Raw genomic sequence first — 16,080 nt, 5'->3', positions numbered from 1 at the left:
TCCGCGTGGTTCCGCGTGGCCCCTGCGAGGCCCGGTGGGGCGTTTGACGTGCGCGGTCGCCGCAGCTTCACTGAAGATCTCTGCCCAGGTGATGGGCGGTTCACACCGACTGCGCGCCGCGATCTCGGGCGCCGTCGGGTCAGGAGTGGGGGCACGGTGGACGGACACGACGTCGTCGAGGCGGCGCGCGACACCAACGATCATCCGGCGATCCGGGCCGCGGCCCGGACGGGCTACGTCGCCAGCGGCATCATCCACCTGCTCATCGCCTACCTCGCCGCGCGGGTCGCCTTCACCCCCGCGCGGGCGGACGCCGACCAGTCGACGGCCATGTCGACCCTCGCCGACCTGCCCGCCGGGCCCGTCCTCCTCGTCGTCGTCGCGATCGGGTTCGCCGGCCTCGCGCTGTGGCAGCTCACGGAGGCCATCGGCGGCCTGCACGCGCGCGGCGTCGACGGTGTCGGCTCGCGCGTCAAGGCCGTGGCCAAGGCGGTCGTGTACGTGGTCCTCGCCTGGGGGTCCGCCTCGTTCGCGCGGGGCCTCGGCGAGCGCGGCAGCACGCAGTCCACCGAGATGACCGCGCAGGTCATGCGGTGGCCGGGCGGGTGGATCCTCATCGTCCTCGCCGGGATCGTCGTCGTCGGTGTGGGCGTATACCACGTGTACAAGGGGGCGACGACCCGGTTCATGGCGGACCTCGTCCGGGACCCCGGCCCGCTCGCCGTGGTCGCGGGGCGCATCGGGTACGTGGCCAAGGGCATCGCCCTCGTCATCGTCGGGGTGCTCATGGCGCTGGCCGGGATCGACGGCCGGGCGGCGTCGTCGCGCGGACTCTCGGGCGCCCTGGCCTGGCTCGAGGCGCAGCCCTTCGGCCCCTACCTGCTCACGGCCGTCGCGCTCGGCATCGGCGCCTACGGCGTCTACTCGTTCTTCCGCGCCCGCTTCACCCGGGTCTGAGTCCGGCGTCGTCCGGCCAACGACCACCGCCCGGCCACCGACCACCGCCCGGCGGCGGTCCGCCGCCGGGCGCGCGTTTCACGACTGGTCGGAGCCGAACTGACCGCGCAGGAAGGCCTCGAACTCGGCGCCCAGCTCGTCGGCGGTCGGCATCTGCCCGTCCTGTTCGTCGAGGAGACCCGACGACCGGCGCTGCACGAACGCGTCGTACTGGGTCTCGAGCGCGGTGACCACCTGCTCGGCCTCGGGCGAGTTGGCGAGCTCCCCCGCGACGGCGTCGAGGGTCTGCGCCGCGCCGAGCGCGAGGGCGGAGTCCGGCAGGTGCAGACCCGTTCCCCCCGCGATCATCTGCAGCGCCGCCAGCGCCGCGGGCGTGAAGTCCGACTGGGCCAGGTAGTGCGGCACGTGGACGGACAGGCCGCCGGCATCGATCCCGTGCTCACCGAGGCGGTACTCGAGGAGCGTGGCCAGGCTTCCGGGCACCTGGATCGTCCCGAACGGGGAAGGGTGCGCGGACCGCCGCTCCTCGCTGCTCCCGTGGTAGGTCGCCCCGATCGGACGCGTGTGCGGCACCGCCATGGGCACCCCGTGCATCGACAGCACCGTGCGGACCCCGAGGAGGCCGACGAGGCCACGAACGGCCTCGACGACCCGCTCCCACTGGAAGTCCGGCTCGAGCCCGCTGAGCAGAAGGAACGGGGCACCCTTGTCGTCGACGAACCGGTACAGCGCGAGGGTCGGGTCCTCGTAATGGGTCCAGTGGTCGCTCTCGAGCGTCATCGCCGGGCGACGACCGCGGTAGTCGAGGAGCTGGTCGGCGTCGAACGTCGCGACGACCCGGTGGTCGAGCGTCGCGAGCAGGTGGTCGACGAGCAGGCGTTGGGTGTGCCCGGCGTCCATGAAGCCGGACAGCGCGACGAGCAGCGTCGGCGCCTGCGCCGAGCGCACGTCGACGTCCGTCTCGAACCGGTAGAGCTGGGCCGGATCCTGCACCATTCCTCCATCGTGCCGTAGGGGCGAGCCGCTCGCCGAGATCCGGTCCGACGGGCGCGGCGGCTGCGAACAGCTGCGCGGGGCGGCGGACGGCCCGATGGGCTCAGAGGCGGCAACGCCGACCGGGCCGCGTCGATTCCCGCTCCCGGGTCGATCTTGCGTCACGTGGACTCAACTCCGCCGCGATCCCCGCCGGCGGGTCGCCGACGCGGTCAGCGGGTCCGAGCGTGCGCTGCCCGGGCCGCCGCGAGCTCGGCGCGGATGCGCTTCTCGGACACCGGCGCCGCGGTGCCGAGGCGCTGCGCGAAGAGGGAGACGCGCAACTCCTCGAGCCGCCAGCGCAGGGCGACGACGTCGGGCGCGGTGCGATCGGCCGCGGGCAGCGACGCGACGAGCTCGGTCCGGGCGGCGTCGAGGTCGGCGACGAGCCGGGTGTGGGCCGCGTCGCGCGCGATGTCCGCCGGGCCCTTCTCGAGACGCTCGAGCATGCCGGCGAGGTAGCGCGGCAGGTGGCGGAGCCGCTCGAGGCCGGTGTCGGCGACGAAGCCCGGGTACACGAGGCCGGCCAGCTGCGACTCGAGGTCGCGCCGCAGGGCGGCCGTGGACGACGTCCCCGCCCGATCGAGCTCGAGGCGGACCGCGAGCGCCCGGTCGAGGACGGGGTGGACGAGTTCGACGATCTCGATGACGGTCGGGACGACCTCGCGCCGCACCGCGGCCAGCCGGTCCTCGAACGCCTCGCGGTCGTGCACTCCCCCGGGCGCCCGGGCAGCGATGGCGTCGACCGCGGCCGCGAGGCAGTCGTCGAGGAGTTCCTGCATCCCGCCGTGCGGGTTGTTGCCGAGGGCGAGGCGCTGGGCGTTCGTCAGCAGGCCGAGGATCCGCTTCCAGGGGACAGTCGTGTTGAGCAGGAGCAGCCGGCGCACGCCGAGGCGGGTCGCGTCCCGCTGCTCCTGGGCGCTGGGCAGGACGCGGACGTCCACGGCGTCGCCGGTGTCGACGAGGGCGGGGAACCCGCGGACGCTGCGCTCGCCGCGGCGCTGCTCGAACGTGTCCGGCAGGGCCTCGAAGTCCCAGGCCCGCAGCCCGCTGCGCTCCAGCCCCGCCCGGGCTGCCGCCTGCGACACCGTCGTGGCCACCTGCGGGGCCAGGCGCTCCTGCAGGTCGGCCAGGTCCTTGCCCTCCCCGAGGACGCGGCGCGCCGGCCCCTCGACGCGGAAGGTGATGCGCAGGTGGTCGGGCAGCCGGGACGGGTCCCAGGCGTCGGGCGGCACCCGGTGTCCGGTCGCGATGTACAGGCCGCGCGCGAGCTCGTCGACGAGGGACCCGTTCGCCGGATCGGCCTGGACCAGCGCGGCGCCCGCTCGGTCGGGGGCCGGGACGAAGTTCTTGCGGACCGTCTTCGGCAGCGATCGCACGAGCGCCGTCGCGAGCTCGGCGCGCAGGCCGGGGACCAGCCAGTCGAACCCGACGTCCCGCACCTGGTTGAGGTGTTCGATCGGGATGTGGACCGTGACGCCGTCGGCGTCCGCGCCCGGCTCGAACTGGTAGGTCAGGCGCAGCCGCAGCTCGTCCTGGGTCCACACGTGGGGGTAGTCGCCCTCGAGACCGGACACGGCCTCGTCGCCGGCCTCGGAGAGGACGAGGTCCTCGGTGAACGTGAGCAGGTCCGGGTGCTCGCGCCGCGCCGCCTTCCACCACGTGTCGAAGTGCGCCCCGGAGACGACCTCGGCGGGCAGTCGTTCGTCGTAGAACTCCACGAGCGTCTCGTCGTCAACGAGGATGTCGCGGCGGCGGGCCCGGGACTCGAGGTCGGCGAGCCGGTCGATCAACGCCCGGTTGTCGTGGAAGAAGCGGTGGGTCGTGTCCCAGTCCCCGTCGACGAGGGCGTGCCGGATGAACAGGTCCCGGCTCGCGGCGGGGTCGATCGAGCCGAAGGCGACGGGGCGGTCGGCCGCCAGGGGCACGCCGTACAGCGTGACCCGTTCCTTGGCCACCGCGCCGGCGCGCTTCCGGCTCCACGTGGGCTCGCTGTACTGGCGCTTGACCAGGTGCCCGGCCGCGGCCTCGACCCAGGCGGGGTCGGTGACGGCGTTGACGCGTGCCCACAACCGGCTCGTCTCGACGAGCTCGGCGCTCATGACCCAGTCCGGCGGCTTGCGGAACAGCGCCGACCCGGGCTGGATCGCGAACCGGGCGCCCCGGGCCCCGAGATAGTCGCGGCGTTCGTGGTCGCGCAGGCCGACCTGGGAGAGCAGGCCCGTGAGGAGCGCGCGGTGCACGGCGTCGGGGCTCGCGGGGCCGCTGTTGCGTCGGAGACCCAGCTCGCCGGCCACCGACCGGAACTGGGAGACGAGGTCCTGCCACTCGCGCACGCGCAGGTAGTGCAGGTACTCGGCCTTGCACCGGCGCCGGAACGCGCTGCCCGACACCTCGCGCTGCAGATCGCGCAGGTACTGCCACAGGTTGAGCACGCCGACGAAGTCGGAGCGGTCGTCGCGGAAGCGGGCGTGGGCCTGGTCGGCCTGCGTCTGCGCGTCGGCGGGGCGTTCCCGCACGTCCTGCAGCGACAGTGCCGCGGCGATGACGATCACCTCGTCGAGGGCCCCCTCGCCGTCGGCCGCGAGCAGCATCCGGGCCAGCCGGGGGTCGGCGGGGATGCGCGCGATCTTGCGCCCGAGGCCGGTGAGGCGGCGCCGGGGATCGGTCTCCTGCGGGTCGATGGCGCCCAGCTCGTGCAGGAGCCGCACACCGTCGGTGACCATCCGGGGGTCGGGCTTCTCGACGAAGGGGAACGAGGCCACCTCGCCGAGGCCGAGGCTGCTCATCTGCAGGATGACCGATGCCAGGTTGGTCCGCAGGATCTCGGGGTCGGTGAACCGCGGGCGCGCCTCGAGGTCCTCCTGCGAGTAGAGGCGGACCGCGATGCCGTCGGCGACGCGGCCGCAGCGCCCGGAGCGCTGGTCGGCGCTGGCCCGGCTGATGGGCTCGATCGGCAACCGTTGCACCTTGGTCCGCTGGCTGTAGCGCGAGATGCGGGCCGTGCCGGTGTCGACGACGTAGCGGATGCCCGGCACGGTCAGCGACGTCTCGGCGACGTTCGTCGAGACGACGATGCGGCGCGTCCCGGCGGCCCGGCGCTCGAAGACGCGATGCTGCTCGGCGGCGGACAACCGCCCGAACAGGGGCAGGATCTCGGTCGCCGGGAGATTCAGGCCGGTCAGCGCCTCGGCGGCGTCACGGATCTCGCGCTCACCGGAGCAGAAGACGAGGATGTCGGTCCCGGCGCCGTCGCGGTCGTGGCCCGGGGCCGCCTCGGTCCACAGCTCCTCGACGGCCTCGCAGATGCCGGTGACCTGGTCGATCTCGACGTCCTCCGGCGCGCCCCCCGGCTTCCGGCTCGGGCGGGAGCGGACGAGCGGCCGGTACCGGATCTCGACGGGGTAGGTGCGCCCCGACACCTCGACGACCGGGGCCGGTGACCCACCGACGTCGAAGTGCCGGGCGAACCGGTGGGGATCGATCGTCGCCGAGGTGATGACGACCTTGAGGTCGGGGCGCCGCGGCAGCAGGCGGCGCAGGTAGCCGAGGAGGAAGTCGATGTTGAGGCTGCGCTCGTGGGCCTCGTCGATGATGATCGTGTCGTATCGGCGCAGGTCGCGGTCCCGCTGGAGCTCGTTGAGCAGGACGCCGTCGGTCATCACCTTGACGAGGGTGCCGGCGCTGCTGACGTCGGTGAACCGGACCTGGTACCCGACCGCGCCGCCCAGCTCGACGTCGAGCTCCTCCGCGACGCGCTCCGCCACGGCCCGGGCGGCGATGCGCCGAGGCTGCGTGTGACCGATGAGCCCGTCGACCCCCCGGCCGAGCTCGAGACAGATCTTCGGGAGCTGGGTCGTCTTGCCCGACCCGGTCTCCCCCGCGACGACGACGACCTGGTGATCGCGGATCGCGGCCGCGATCTCCTCGCGCCGGGCGCTGACCGGCAGGTCCTCCGGGAACGTCAGGGTGAGGGCGTCGAGCCCGGCCCGCCTGGCCTGCTGCGCCTGTTCCCGTCGCCGGGCGCGGGCCTCCCGCTGCGCGGGCGTGTCACGCTCCGGCGATCGGGGACCGCGCCGTCCGGCGCGCTCCGGCCCCCCGGAGCGTTCCGGCCCGCCGGCGCGCTCGGCCCGGCCCGTCCCCCCGCCGCGGCGCCGACCACGCCCGCGCGCGCCCGACCGGCCCTGCGCGGCGGGGCGAGGGGCGTCGGGAGTCGGGGGGTTCTCGGGCACGCCCTCCAGGATAGGGAGCGCCCGCGAGTCGACCGCGCAGCGACCGCCCGCCGCAGCGCCGTCGGCGGGCGGCGGATGACCGGACCCCGGTGCGACCGAAGGGGTTCGGGCGGACGGGTTCGGCGAACCCCTGCCGTTAGGCTGCGCGGATGAGCGCGCCCCGCCGTCGGATCGGCCTCCTGCCCCGCATCGTCGTCGCCATCGTCCTCGGGGTGATCTGCGGGCTCTTCTTCCCCGAGTGGCTCACGCGGGTCTTCGTGACGTTCAACGGGATCTTCGGCAACTTCCTCGCCTTCGTCATCCCGCTGATCATCGTGGGCCTCATCACGCCCGCGATCGCCGAGCTCGGGCGCGGCGCCGGGACATGGCTGGCGGCGACGGCGGCGATCGCCTACGGCTCCACGGTCTTCGCGGGCCTGCTCGGCTTCGGCGTGAGCAGCCTCGTGCTGCCGGGACTGCTCGCGGGACGCTCGGCCCAGTCGGTCACCAACCCCGAGGACGCGCTGCTCGCGCCGTTCTTCGAGATCGAGATGCCGCCGGTCATGGGCGTCATGACGGCCCTCGTCCTCGCGTTCGTCGTCGGGGTCACCCTGACGGTCGTGCGGGGGGACGTCGTGGCGCGCGCGTTCTCCGAGCTCCGCGACATCGTCAACACGGTCATCGCCGCGGTCATCATCCCCCTGCTGCCGGTCTACGTCTTCGGCATCTTCCTCAACATGACCACGGCCGGCCAGGTCTGGGCGGTCGTCACGACGTTCCTCGGCGTCGTCCTCATGGTCTTCGCCCTCACGGTCGTCCTGCTCCTGATCCAGTTCTCGGTGGCCGGCGCGCTGACGCGGCGCAACCCGCTGCGCATGCTGCGGACGATGCTCCCCGCGTACGCCACGGCACTGGGCACCTCGTCCTCGGCGGCGACGATCCCCGTCACGCTGCGGCAGACGGTCTCGCTCGGCGTGCGCGAGTCGGTCGCCTCGTTCGTCGTCCCGCTGTGCGCGACCATCCACCTCGCCGGCTCGACGTTGAAGATCACGTGCTTCTCCCTGGCCGTCATGTACCTCTACGGGCTGCCGGTCCAGACGGGGGTGTTCATCGGCTTCATCCTCATGCTCGGCGTCACGATGATCGCCGCGCCGGGGGTCCCCGGCGGCGCCATCATGACGGCGGCCGGCCTGCTCAGCTCGATGCTCGGGTTCACCGAGCCGCAGGTGGGCCTCATGATCGCGACCTACATCGCCATCGACTCCTTCGGGACCGCGACGAACGTCACCGGGGACGCCGCGATCGCCGCGACCGTCGACCGGTTCATGAAGCGCGACCGGGCGGACGACCCCGAACCCACCCGATCCCCCGCCACCACCTGAGGGGGCGGGCCCGCTTCCGCACCGGCCGGGCCCGGTGAGAGGCTGGCAGCCCGAACCCCGACGCGCCCAGGAGAGCACCGTGATCATCATCAACGTGAAGTTCCCCGTGAAGCCCGAGCACGCCGACGCGTGGCCGCAGATCAGCCGCCCGTTCACCGAGGCGACGCGGGCCGAGCCCGGCAACCTGTGGTTCGACTGGTCCCGCAGCGTCGACGACCCGAACCTGTACGTCCTCATCGAGGCGTTCACCGACGACGGCGCCGAGCCGCACGTGACCTCCGCCCACTTCCGGGCGATGCAGGACGAGTTCCCGGCCTACCTGTCGGCCACGCCGCAGATCATCAACGCGCAGATCGACTCCCCCGGATGGGGCCCGATGGGCGAGCTGTCGGTGGACCGACCCGGCTGACCGACCCGACCGTCGGAGGCCACGGTGGCGGCGGCCGGCGTTCGGGACGCCGTCAGTCGGTGCCCGTCGTCGACGCGGCGGCCGCGAAGCCCCGGTCGAGGTCGGCGAGGATGTCGTCCACGTGCTCGATGCCGACGGCGAGCCGCACGAGGCCGGGGGTGACGCCGGCGCCGCGGCGGTCCTCGTCGGAGCCCTGGCTGTGCGTCGTCGACGCCGGGTGGATGACGAGCGAACGGACGTCACCGATGTTGGCGACGTGGCTGTGCAGCTCGCACCCGTCGACGAACGCCCGCCCGGCGTCGAGACCGCCGGCGATCTCGAACGACAGCACCGCTCCGGCGCCCCGGGGCAGGTAGCGCTGCGCGAGCGCGTGGTAGGGGCTGTCGGGCAGGGACGCGTAGAAGACGCGCTCGACCTGCGGGTGTGCGACGAGGTACTTCGCCACCGCCGCGGTGTTCTCGACGTGGCGGTCCATGCGCAGCGCCAGGGTCTCGATGCCCTGGGCGATGAGGAACGCGTTGAACGGCGAAATCGCCGAACCGAGGTCGCGCAGCAGCTCGACCCGGGCCTTGAGCACGAACGCGAGATTCGCCCCGAGCGGCGACCCCACGCCGAGGTCGCGGGCGAACACGAGCCCGTGATAGCTCGCCGACGGCTCGTTGAACCCGGGGAAGCGGGCCGGGTCCGCCGCGAAGTCGAAGCTGCCGCCGTCGACGATGACGCCGCCGATCGACGTGCCGTGGCCACCCAGGTACTTCGTCGCCGAGTGCAGCACGACGTCGGCGCCGTGCTCCAGCGGCCGCAGGAGATACGAGGTCGCGACGGTGTTGTCGACGAACAGGGGCACGCCCGCCTCGTGGGCGACGTCCGCGACCCCGGCCACGTCGAGGATCTTGCTGTCGGGATTGCTCACGGTCTCGCCGAAGAGGACCTTCGTCTCGGGGCGCACGGCGGCGCGCCACTGCCCGAGATCGGTGATGTCGTCGACGAACGTCGTACTCACCCCGAGCCGCGCCAGCGTGTACTTGAGCAGGTTGTACGTCCCGCCGTAGAGCGCCGAGCTCGCGACGACATGGTCGCCGGCCGAGGCCACGTTGAGGATCGCGAGGGTCGTCGCGGCCTGCCCGGACGCGAGCAGCAGGGCCCCGACCCCGCCCTCGAGGGAGGCGATGCGCTCCTCGACCGCCTGCTGGGTGGGGTTGCCGAGCCTCGTGTAGATCGGGCCCAGGTCGGCCAGGGCGAACCGGTCCGCGGCCGTCTGCGCGTCGGGGAAGACGAACGACGTCGTCTGGTAGATCGGCAGGGCGCGCGCCCCGGTCTGGGCGTCGGGGGTCTGACCCGCGTGCAGGGCCCTCGTCTCGAACGCCCACTCGCCGTGCTGCGCACTCATCTGCGGTCCTCTCCGTCGGGGGTTCCGGTGGCCGTCGCACCGGGGGCCTGCCATCCGGTGCCCTGCTCCTGGGCACCGATCACCTCCCGGTACTTGGCCCGGGCCAGCAGGTGCGCCGACACCGGGATGGTGAGGAGCTGGAAGACGGCGATGAGCGCCATCATGCCGACGTCGAGCTCCTGGCGCATCGTCAGACCGAGTCCGACGAGCATGACGAGCATGCCCAGCGCCTGCGGCTTGCTCGCCGCGTGCATGCGCGAGTAGAGGTCCGGCAGGCGCAGCAGCCCCACCGCCGACGTCAGGCACAGGGCCGCGGCGAGCAGGAGGAAGACCCCGCCGAGCGCGTCGGCGACGCCGATCCACGAGATCGACGGGGTCGCGCTCGCCAGGGTGGTCGAGGTGGTGGGGGTCACGGCCGTCCTCTCATCAGGGCACCTGGGGCGACGCGTCGTCGCCGCCGGAGCCGGAGGGGTCGCCGCGGTCGACGGTGACGAGCCCCGTCTGCGGGTCGACCCGTGTCGTCCCGGCCCGTGGGTCGGCGTCCCGCGCGGCGAACCGCGCCACGGCGACCGACCCGACGAAACCGACGAGCGAGAGCGAGACGAGGATCGGCAGCGTCGTCGAGTGCCGGTTCACCGCCGCCTCCACGCCGAGCGAGATGACGAGGATCGACACGAGGACGTCGGCCCCCACCGCGCGGTCGAGGACGCTGGGTCCGCGGACGATGCGGATGGTGGCGAGGACGGCGGCGGTCCCGAGGACGGCGGTGACGACCGCGACGAAGAGGGGGTTCATCGGGCTCGTCCCGTCGTGTCGGGGTCGGCGCCCGGGGCCGCGTCCGCATCCGCGTCCGACCGTCGGTCCGGGTCGGGGTCCGTCGCCGTGTTCGCCGGCGGGTCGGCGCCCGCGTCCGTGGGCCGGGCGGCGGACTCGGCGTCGGGTGTGACGAAGGCCCGCAGGACCCGGTCCTCCTGCCCCTGCACGGTCGCCATCACCCGGTCGAACGCCTCCTGGTCGGGCACGTCGAAGGCGTGGATGAGCATCTCCCGGCGGTCGACGTCCAGGTCGACGATGATCGACCCGGGGATGAGGCCGGTCATCTCGGCTGTGAGCGTGGCGAGGACCTCGTCGTGGGTGCGCAGGGGCACGGTCATCAGCCGGCCCTGCGGACGCACCCACGGCGCCGCGGCCTGGTAGGCCATGACGAGGCTGGCGGTCACGAGGTCGAACAGGAACCGTCCGAGGAGCACGAGCAGGGCGATTGGCCGGACGCGGGTCCGGAACTCGGCGTACGGGAGCGGGAAGAGGACAAGGACGACGAGGCCCACGAGCAGCCCGGCCACGACGTTCCCGACGGACAGGTTGCCCCACAGCAGGACCCACACGGCGGTGAGCAGCAGGAGCGGAAGCGGACGGACGCGGCCGCTCGCTGGGCGGGCGCGGCGTCGCGGCGTGCCGCGCGAGGTGTCGGCCGAGCTCACGGGGCCACCACCCCCGCACGTTCGAGCTGCAGCACGGTGTCGACGTAGGGCGTCCGTTCCCACAGCGACGCGGCCGCGGCGTCGGTCACCTCGTACAGGGGTCCGGCGACGAGGGTGAGAGCGACGCTGACGACGACGAGCAGCGCCGCGGGCGCGATCATGCCGCGCGGCACGGTGCGCAGGCTCAGGTCGTCCACGCCGGTGTCGATGGCGCCGGTCGGTTGGTCGTCCTCCCCGGTCACCCGGGGCGTCGGGGCGGCACCGATGCCGGGCGCGTCGCCCACGCCGCCGCCGGCCGACGCGCCGGAGCCCAGCACCCGTTCCAGGGCCCCCGGGGCCGAGACGGGACGGCGCCAGAACGCCCGCCCCCACACGCGGGAGATCGCGTACAGCGTGAGCAGGCTCGTCAGGGCCGAGACACCGACGAGCGTGTACGCCACGGGCGAGCCCACCTCGACGCCGGCCTGCATGAGCCCGACCTTGCCGAGGAAGCCCGAGAACGGCGGGATGCCCGCGAGGTTCATCGCGGGGACGAAGAAGAGGACGGCGATGACCGGGGCCGTCCGCGCGAGCCCGCCCAGCTCGGACAGGCTCGTGCTGCCGCCGCGCCACTCCACCAGCCCCGTGACGAGGAAGAGGGTGGTCTGCACGACGATATGATGGATCGTGTAGAACAGCGCCGCCGAGAGCCCGATCTGCGTGTGCGTCGCCACGCCGAAGAGCATGTACCCGATGTGGCTGACGAGCGTGAACGACAGCATCCGCTTGATGTCGTCCTGGGCGATGGCGCCGAGGATGCCGACGACCATGGTCGCCGCCGCGGCGATCATGAGCAGCGTGTCGAGGCGGTCCCCCGGGAAGAGCAGCGTCTGCGTGCGGATGATCGCGTACACGCCGACCTTGGTGAGCAGGCCGGCGAAGACGGCGGTGACCGGTGCCGGTGCGGTCGGGTACGAGTCGGGCAGCCACCCCGACATCGGGAAGACGGCGGCCTTGATGGCGAACCCGAGCAGCAGGAGCAGGTGGAGCGTCGTGCGGGTTCCCTCGGGCAGTGCGTCGAGGCGGCCGGCCAGGTGCGCGAGCGTCACCGTGCCCGTCGCCGCGTAGACGAGCGCGATGGCGAGGAGGAAGACGAGCGAGGACAGCAGGCTGACGAAGACGTAGTTGACGCCGGCCCGCACCCGGTCGACGGACCCGCCGAGCGTGAGCAGGACGAAGCTCGCGACGAGCAGCATCTCGAAGCCGACGTAGACGTGGAACAGGTCGCCCGAGACGAACGTCGTCGACACACCCGCGATGAGGACCATGAGCGTGGGGTGGAAGATCGGGAGCGGGGACCCGGCGTCGGTCTCGTCGTCGCTCGAGCGGCCCTGGCCGATCGCGTAGAGGACGACGCCGGCGGTGACGAGCGTCGACGTGACGAGCATGAGCGCGCTGAGGCGGTCGACGACGAGCGCGATACCCATGGGGGGCGGCCACCCCCCGACGGCCACGGCGAGGGTGCCCCGCGTGTGCGACAGGACGAGCATCGCCGCCGACGCCGCGAGGACGAGCCCGAGGACGGTGAGGCTGACGACGCGCTGGAAACGGTCGTCGCGGCTCCCGATGAGGGTCAGGCCCGCCCCGATGAGCGGCAGCACCACGGGCAGGGGCACGAGCCAGGCGAACGAGTCGATCACGAGCGCCTCCCGGTCAGGTCGGCGGTCGGGGTGGACGTTTCGGGGTCGGAGCCGTCCGACGCGGCGTCGCCGACCCCGTCACCGGTCTCGTCGTCGTCCCAGAAGACGTCGCCGGGGGCGCACGTGTGGTGACCGCCGGGGTCGGGGTCCTCGCCCGGGGCGAGCGGCTCGGTGTCGATGCCGCCGTGGAAGTCGCTGTCGGACAGGTCGTTCTCCACGGCCTTGAGGTGGATGCGAGCGTCCTCGTCGTCGTCCTCGACGCGGTCGCTGTTCGAGAGCTGCCACGACCGGTGCGCGAGCGCGAGGACGAAGCCGGTGAGCGCGAGGGTGATGACGATGGCGGTGAGCACCATGGCCTGCGGCAACGGGTCGCTCATCTCCTCCACGGCGCTCTGCCCGACGATCGGCGCCCGCCCGGGGCGGCCCGACGCGACGAGGAAGAGCAGGTTGATGCCGTTGCCGACGAGCAGGACACCGCACAGGGCGCGGACGATCCCGCGCGCCATGATGAGCGTGACGCCGCAGCCGATGAGCACCCCGACGAGCAGGGCGAGGGTGAGGTTGACGGTCACGGTCGGCCTCCCACCGGCTGCGGTGCGGAGGGGGCCCGACGGTGCTCCTCGTCCTCGATCTGGCGATCGAGGGAGGACCCGAGGCTGCGCAGGACGTCGAGCATGAGCCCGATGACGACGAGGTACACGCCGACGTCGAAGGCGAGGGAGGTGACGACGTGCACCTTGCCGATCAGGGGCACGGGGACGTCGAAGATCCAGGTCTGCAGCGGGTCGCCGGAGGCGATCATCGAGGCCAGCGCGTTGCCCGCCGAGAGGAACAGGCCCAGGCCGAGCAGGGTACGGGGGGCGACGGGCATCGCGCTGCGCAGCTCCACGCGACCCCCCGCGAGGTAGCGCACGACGAGCGCGAGACCGGCGACCAGCCCGGCGGCGAACCCGCCGCCGGGGTTGTTGTGCCCGGCGAAGAGCAGGAACAGCGACCAGGTCATGACCACGTGGAAGATCATGCGGGTGACGACCTCGAACATCGTCGAGTGCCGCCCGCTCCCGTGGACCTCGTGTCCGACGAGCCACGTGCGGCCGCCGGTGCCGTCGGTGCCGTCGGCGGGGCGATGCCCCCGCCCGAGGGCCCGCCGACGCCGGGCCCGCATCTCGCGCACGCGACGGTCGGCGCGGGCGACGTTGTCGCGGTGAAGGAACACGAGGCTGGCCACGCCGGTCGCGGCGGCGAGCACGACGGACAGCTCGCCCATCGTGTCCCAGGCCCGGATGTCGACGAGGATGACGTTGACGATGTTCTCGCCGCCCCCGTAGTCGACGGCCAGCTCGGCCATCCCGTCCGACGCCGGGGCGGCCGTGCGGGCCTGCGGCACGACGACGGCGAGGGCCGCGGCGACCGCGCCGACGGCGACGCCGAACCCGACGCGCATGGCCCGGGCGCCCCGCGATCCCTCGTCGTCGAACCGGCCCGGCAGCCGGCGCAGGACGAGGATGAACAGGACGACCGACACCGTCTCGACGAGCACCTGCGTGAGGGCGAGGTCGGGCGCCCCGAAGAGGAGGAAGATCATCGCGGACGCGTAGCCGGTCACGCCGACGAGGTAGATGGCGCGGAACCGCCGGCGCGCGCGGACGGCGGCGACGGCGGCGATGACGGTGACGATCGCCACCCCGACCTGGGCGGCGGAGTCGGCCCAGCGCAGGGACAACTCACCCCAGGGAGCGGTGGCGACGAGGACCCCGCCGGGGAGGGCGACGAAGACGACGAGGATCGCCCCGAGGGTGAGCGGCAGCGAGCCCCGCTGCGAGGCTCCGGTCACCTCGAGGGAGACGCGGTCGAGCCCGCGCATGATCCGCCGGTAGACGTCCTCCGCGGCCGGGACCTCGGGCACGCGGTCCTGGGCCCGCTCCAGCCCGGCGCGCCCCGCGAACAGCGCCGAACCGACGAGCCACGTGAGCACCGACAGCCCGAGCGCGGGGGTGAGCCCGTGCCAGAGGGCGAGATGCTCGTGCGGCTCGCCGAACACGCCGGCGTAGCCGAGCAGGGCGGTGTCGATGGGGCCGGCCGCCAGCGGCGCGAGGAGCGAGGCGGCGGCGAGTACGGCGGGCACGCCGACGAGTACCGCTCCGGGGGCGTGCACGTGGGTGGGTTCGGCGTTGCGCGCCGGGCCGTCCCAGAACGCGCCCCAGACGAACCGGGCGCTGTAGGCGAACGTGAGCATCGACCCGACGACGAGGACCGCGAGGGTGGCCAGGTCGGCGGCGTCGGCGCGGGCGTACGCCGCGAGGGCCGCCTCCTTGGCGACGAACCCGAGCGTGGGCGGCAGACCGGCCATCGAGGCGGCCGCCACCGCGGCGGTCACCGCGAGCACCGGCATCGAGGCCCGCAGGCCGTTCAGCTCGCGCAGGTCCCGCGTGCTGGTGGCGTGGTCCATGACCCCGACGACGAGGAACAGGCAGGCCTTGAACATCGCGTGCGCGAGGAGCAGCGCCACCCCCGCGAGCGCGGCGTCGGGCGTGCCGGTCCCGGTGAGGACGACGAGGAACCCGAGCTGGCTCACCGTGCCGTAGGCCAGCAGGAGCTTGAGGTCGTGCTGGCGCAGCGACCGGTACGCGCCGAGGAGCATCGTCGCGCCGCCGAGGACGAGCACGCACCAGCGCCAGGCGGGGACGTCGGCGAAGGCCGGGGCGAGCCGGGCGACGAGGTAGATGCCCGCCTTGACCATCGCGGCCGCGTGCAGGTAGGCCGAGACGGGGGTCGGGGCCGCCATGGCCGCGGGCAGCCAGAAGTGGAACGGCACGAGCGCCGACTTCGACACCGCGCCGAGCAGCACGAGCACGACGGCCGTGACGAGCAGCGTGTCGCCCGGCGCGATCGGCGCGGCGGCGAAGGTGGCGACGACCTCCGAGAGGCGGTAGGTGCCGACCCGCTGCCCGACGACGATGAGCCCGCCGAGCATCGCGAGCCCGCCGAACGTCGTCACGACGAGGGCCTGGGTGGCGGCCGACCGGCTCGACCGGCTCTGCGGGCGGTGCCCGATGAGCAGGTACGACAGGACCGTCGTCGCCTCCCAGAAGAGGTACAGGACGAGGAGGTCGTCGCTGGTGACGAGGCCGAGCATGGCCCCGGCGAAGCCGACGAGGCAGGCCGCGAACCGCCCGAGACCCGGCTCGTCCTCCTCGAAGTAGGCCGCGCAGTAGACGAGCACGAGAGCGCCGATCGCGCCCGCGACGAGCGTGAGCAGCCACGAGAGGACGTCGAGGCGGAACGCCAGCTCGAGACCGATCGACGGCACCCACGTGAGGAGTTCGGTGGGCGCGGCCCCCGCGAGGACCTCGGGCGTGCGGATCGCGGCCCAGCCCGCCGCCGCCGCGGGCGCGAGCGCGAGCCAGGCGAAGGCGACCCGGCCCAGCCGGGCGACGAGGACGGGCGCGATCAGCGCGGCCACGAGGTGGGCGACGAGCAGGACGATCACGCCGGCACAGCCTCTCTCCTTCGCGGACGAACCCTCAGCCTAACGGGCG

Annotated in this window: 12 protein-coding genes; 3 read left to right on the top strand and 9 right to left on the bottom strand. The window is 73.4% G+C overall.

What is annotated here, in order from left to right:
• Positions 1-156: 156 nt before the first annotated feature.
• The gene (locus ICW24_RS12480; RefSeq protein ID WP_226346048.1) at positions 157-957 is read left to right on the top strand and encodes a DUF1206 domain-containing protein; all 801 of its coding nucleotides are present in this window, start codon (positions 157-159) and stop codon (positions 955-957) included.
• A 78-nt stretch (positions 958-1,035) separates the two neighbouring features.
• Here the strand turns inward: ICW24_RS12480 and ICW24_RS12475 are convergent, their stop codons facing one another.
• Positions 1,036-1,953: a PAC2 family protein gene (locus ICW24_RS12475; protein WP_264176554.1), complete on the bottom strand. Its 918-nt coding sequence runs from the start codon at positions 1,951-1,953 to the stop codon at positions 1,036-1,038.
• Positions 1,954-2,162: 209 nt separating this feature from the next.
• On the bottom strand, positions 2,163-6,221 hold the full coding sequence (hrpA, locus tag ICW24_RS12470) for an ATP-dependent RNA helicase HrpA (protein WP_226346047.1): 4,059 nt from the start codon (positions 6,219-6,221) through the stop codon (positions 2,163-2,165).
• 149 nt (positions 6,222-6,370) lie between these two features.
• Here hrpA and ICW24_RS12465 point away from each other — a divergent pair, with 149 nt between their 5' ends.
• Both ICW24_RS12465 and ICW24_RS12460 read left to right on the top strand, forming a co-directional pair.
• Complete coding sequence (locus ICW24_RS12465; RefSeq protein ID WP_226346046.1) at positions 6,371-7,582, top strand: dicarboxylate/amino acid:cation symporter; 1,212 nt, start codon at positions 6,371-6,373, stop codon at positions 7,580-7,582.
• Positions 7,583-7,661: 79 nt separating this feature from the next.
• The gene (locus ICW24_RS12460; protein WP_226346045.1) at positions 7,662-7,991 is read left to right on the top strand and encodes a putative quinol monooxygenase; all 330 of its coding nucleotides are present in this window, start codon (positions 7,662-7,664) and stop codon (positions 7,989-7,991) included.
• 52 nt (positions 7,992-8,043) lie between these two features.
• Here ICW24_RS12460 and ICW24_RS12455 read toward each other — a convergent pair whose 3' ends face one another.
• From ICW24_RS12455 to ICW24_RS12425, 7 genes are read right to left on the bottom strand one after another with little or no spacing between them, the layout of a single operon-like run.
• Complete coding sequence (locus ICW24_RS12455; RefSeq protein ID WP_226346044.1) at positions 8,044-9,381, bottom strand: bifunctional o-acetylhomoserine/o-acetylserine sulfhydrylase; 1,338 nt, start codon at positions 9,379-9,381, stop codon at positions 8,044-8,046.
• Positions 9,378-9,794 (bottom strand): monovalent cation/H(+) antiporter subunit G, encoded by a 417-nt coding sequence (mnhG, locus tag ICW24_RS12450; protein WP_226346043.1) that lies wholly within the window; start codon positions 9,792-9,794, stop codon positions 9,378-9,380. The genes ICW24_RS12455 and mnhG overlap by 4 nt, the downstream gene beginning before the upstream one ends.
• Before the next feature lie 13 nt (positions 9,795-9,807).
• On the bottom strand, positions 9,808-10,176 hold the full coding sequence (locus ICW24_RS12445; protein WP_226346042.1) for an MrpF/PhaF family protein: 369 nt from the start codon (positions 10,174-10,176) through the stop codon (positions 9,808-9,810).
• Positions 10,173-10,862 carry a Na+/H+ antiporter subunit E gene (locus ICW24_RS12440; protein WP_226346041.1) on the bottom strand — a complete coding sequence of 230 codons (690 nt, stop codon included), beginning with the start codon at positions 10,860-10,862 and terminating at the stop codon, positions 10,173-10,175. Before ICW24_RS12440 ends, ICW24_RS12445 begins: the two co-directional genes overlap by 4 nt.
• Positions 10,859-12,541, bottom strand: a complete 1,683-nt coding sequence (locus ICW24_RS12435) for a Na+/H+ antiporter subunit D (RefSeq protein WP_226346040.1) — start codon at positions 12,539-12,541, stop codon at positions 10,859-10,861. Before ICW24_RS12435 ends, ICW24_RS12440 begins: the two co-directional genes overlap by 4 nt.
• Positions 12,538-13,113, bottom strand: coding sequence for a Na(+)/H(+) antiporter subunit C (locus ICW24_RS12430; RefSeq protein WP_226346039.1), 576 nt, complete (start codon positions 13,111-13,113; stop codon positions 12,538-12,540). Before ICW24_RS12430 ends, ICW24_RS12435 begins: the two co-directional genes overlap by 4 nt.
• Positions 13,110-16,031, bottom strand: coding sequence for a Na+/H+ antiporter subunit A (locus ICW24_RS12425; RefSeq protein ID WP_226346038.1), 2,922 nt, complete (start codon positions 16,029-16,031; stop codon positions 13,110-13,112). The genes ICW24_RS12430 and ICW24_RS12425 overlap by 4 nt, the downstream gene beginning before the upstream one ends.
• Positions 16,032-16,080 lie beyond the last annotated feature (49 nt).

The organism is Agilicoccus flavus (assembly GCF_014857905.1).
GTDB lineage: Bacteria > Actinomycetota > Actinomycetes > Actinomycetales > Dermatophilaceae > Agilicoccus > Agilicoccus flavus.
The sequence above is the reverse complement of the archived record's forward strand: the minus strand, read 5'-3'. Positions and strand labels throughout refer to the sequence as shown.

Bases quoted from the DNA above. Each gene is read 5' to 3' on its own strand.
- ICW24_RS12455 (WP_226346044.1), bottom strand. From the start codon at position 9,381: ATGAGTGCGCAGCACGGCGAGTGGGCGTTCGAGACGAGGGCCCTGCAC.
- ICW24_RS12445 (WP_226346042.1), bottom strand. From the start codon at position 10,176: ATGAACCCCCTCTTCGTCGCGGTCGTCACCGCCGTCCTCGGGACCGCC.
- ICW24_RS12465 (WP_226346046.1), top strand. From the start codon at position 6,371: ATGAGCGCGCCCCGCCGTCGGATCGGCCTCCTGCCCCGCATCGTCGTC.
- ICW24_RS12475 (WP_264176554.1), bottom strand. From the start codon at position 1,953: ATGGTGCAGGATCCGGCCCAGCTCTACCGGTTCGAGACGGACGTCGAC.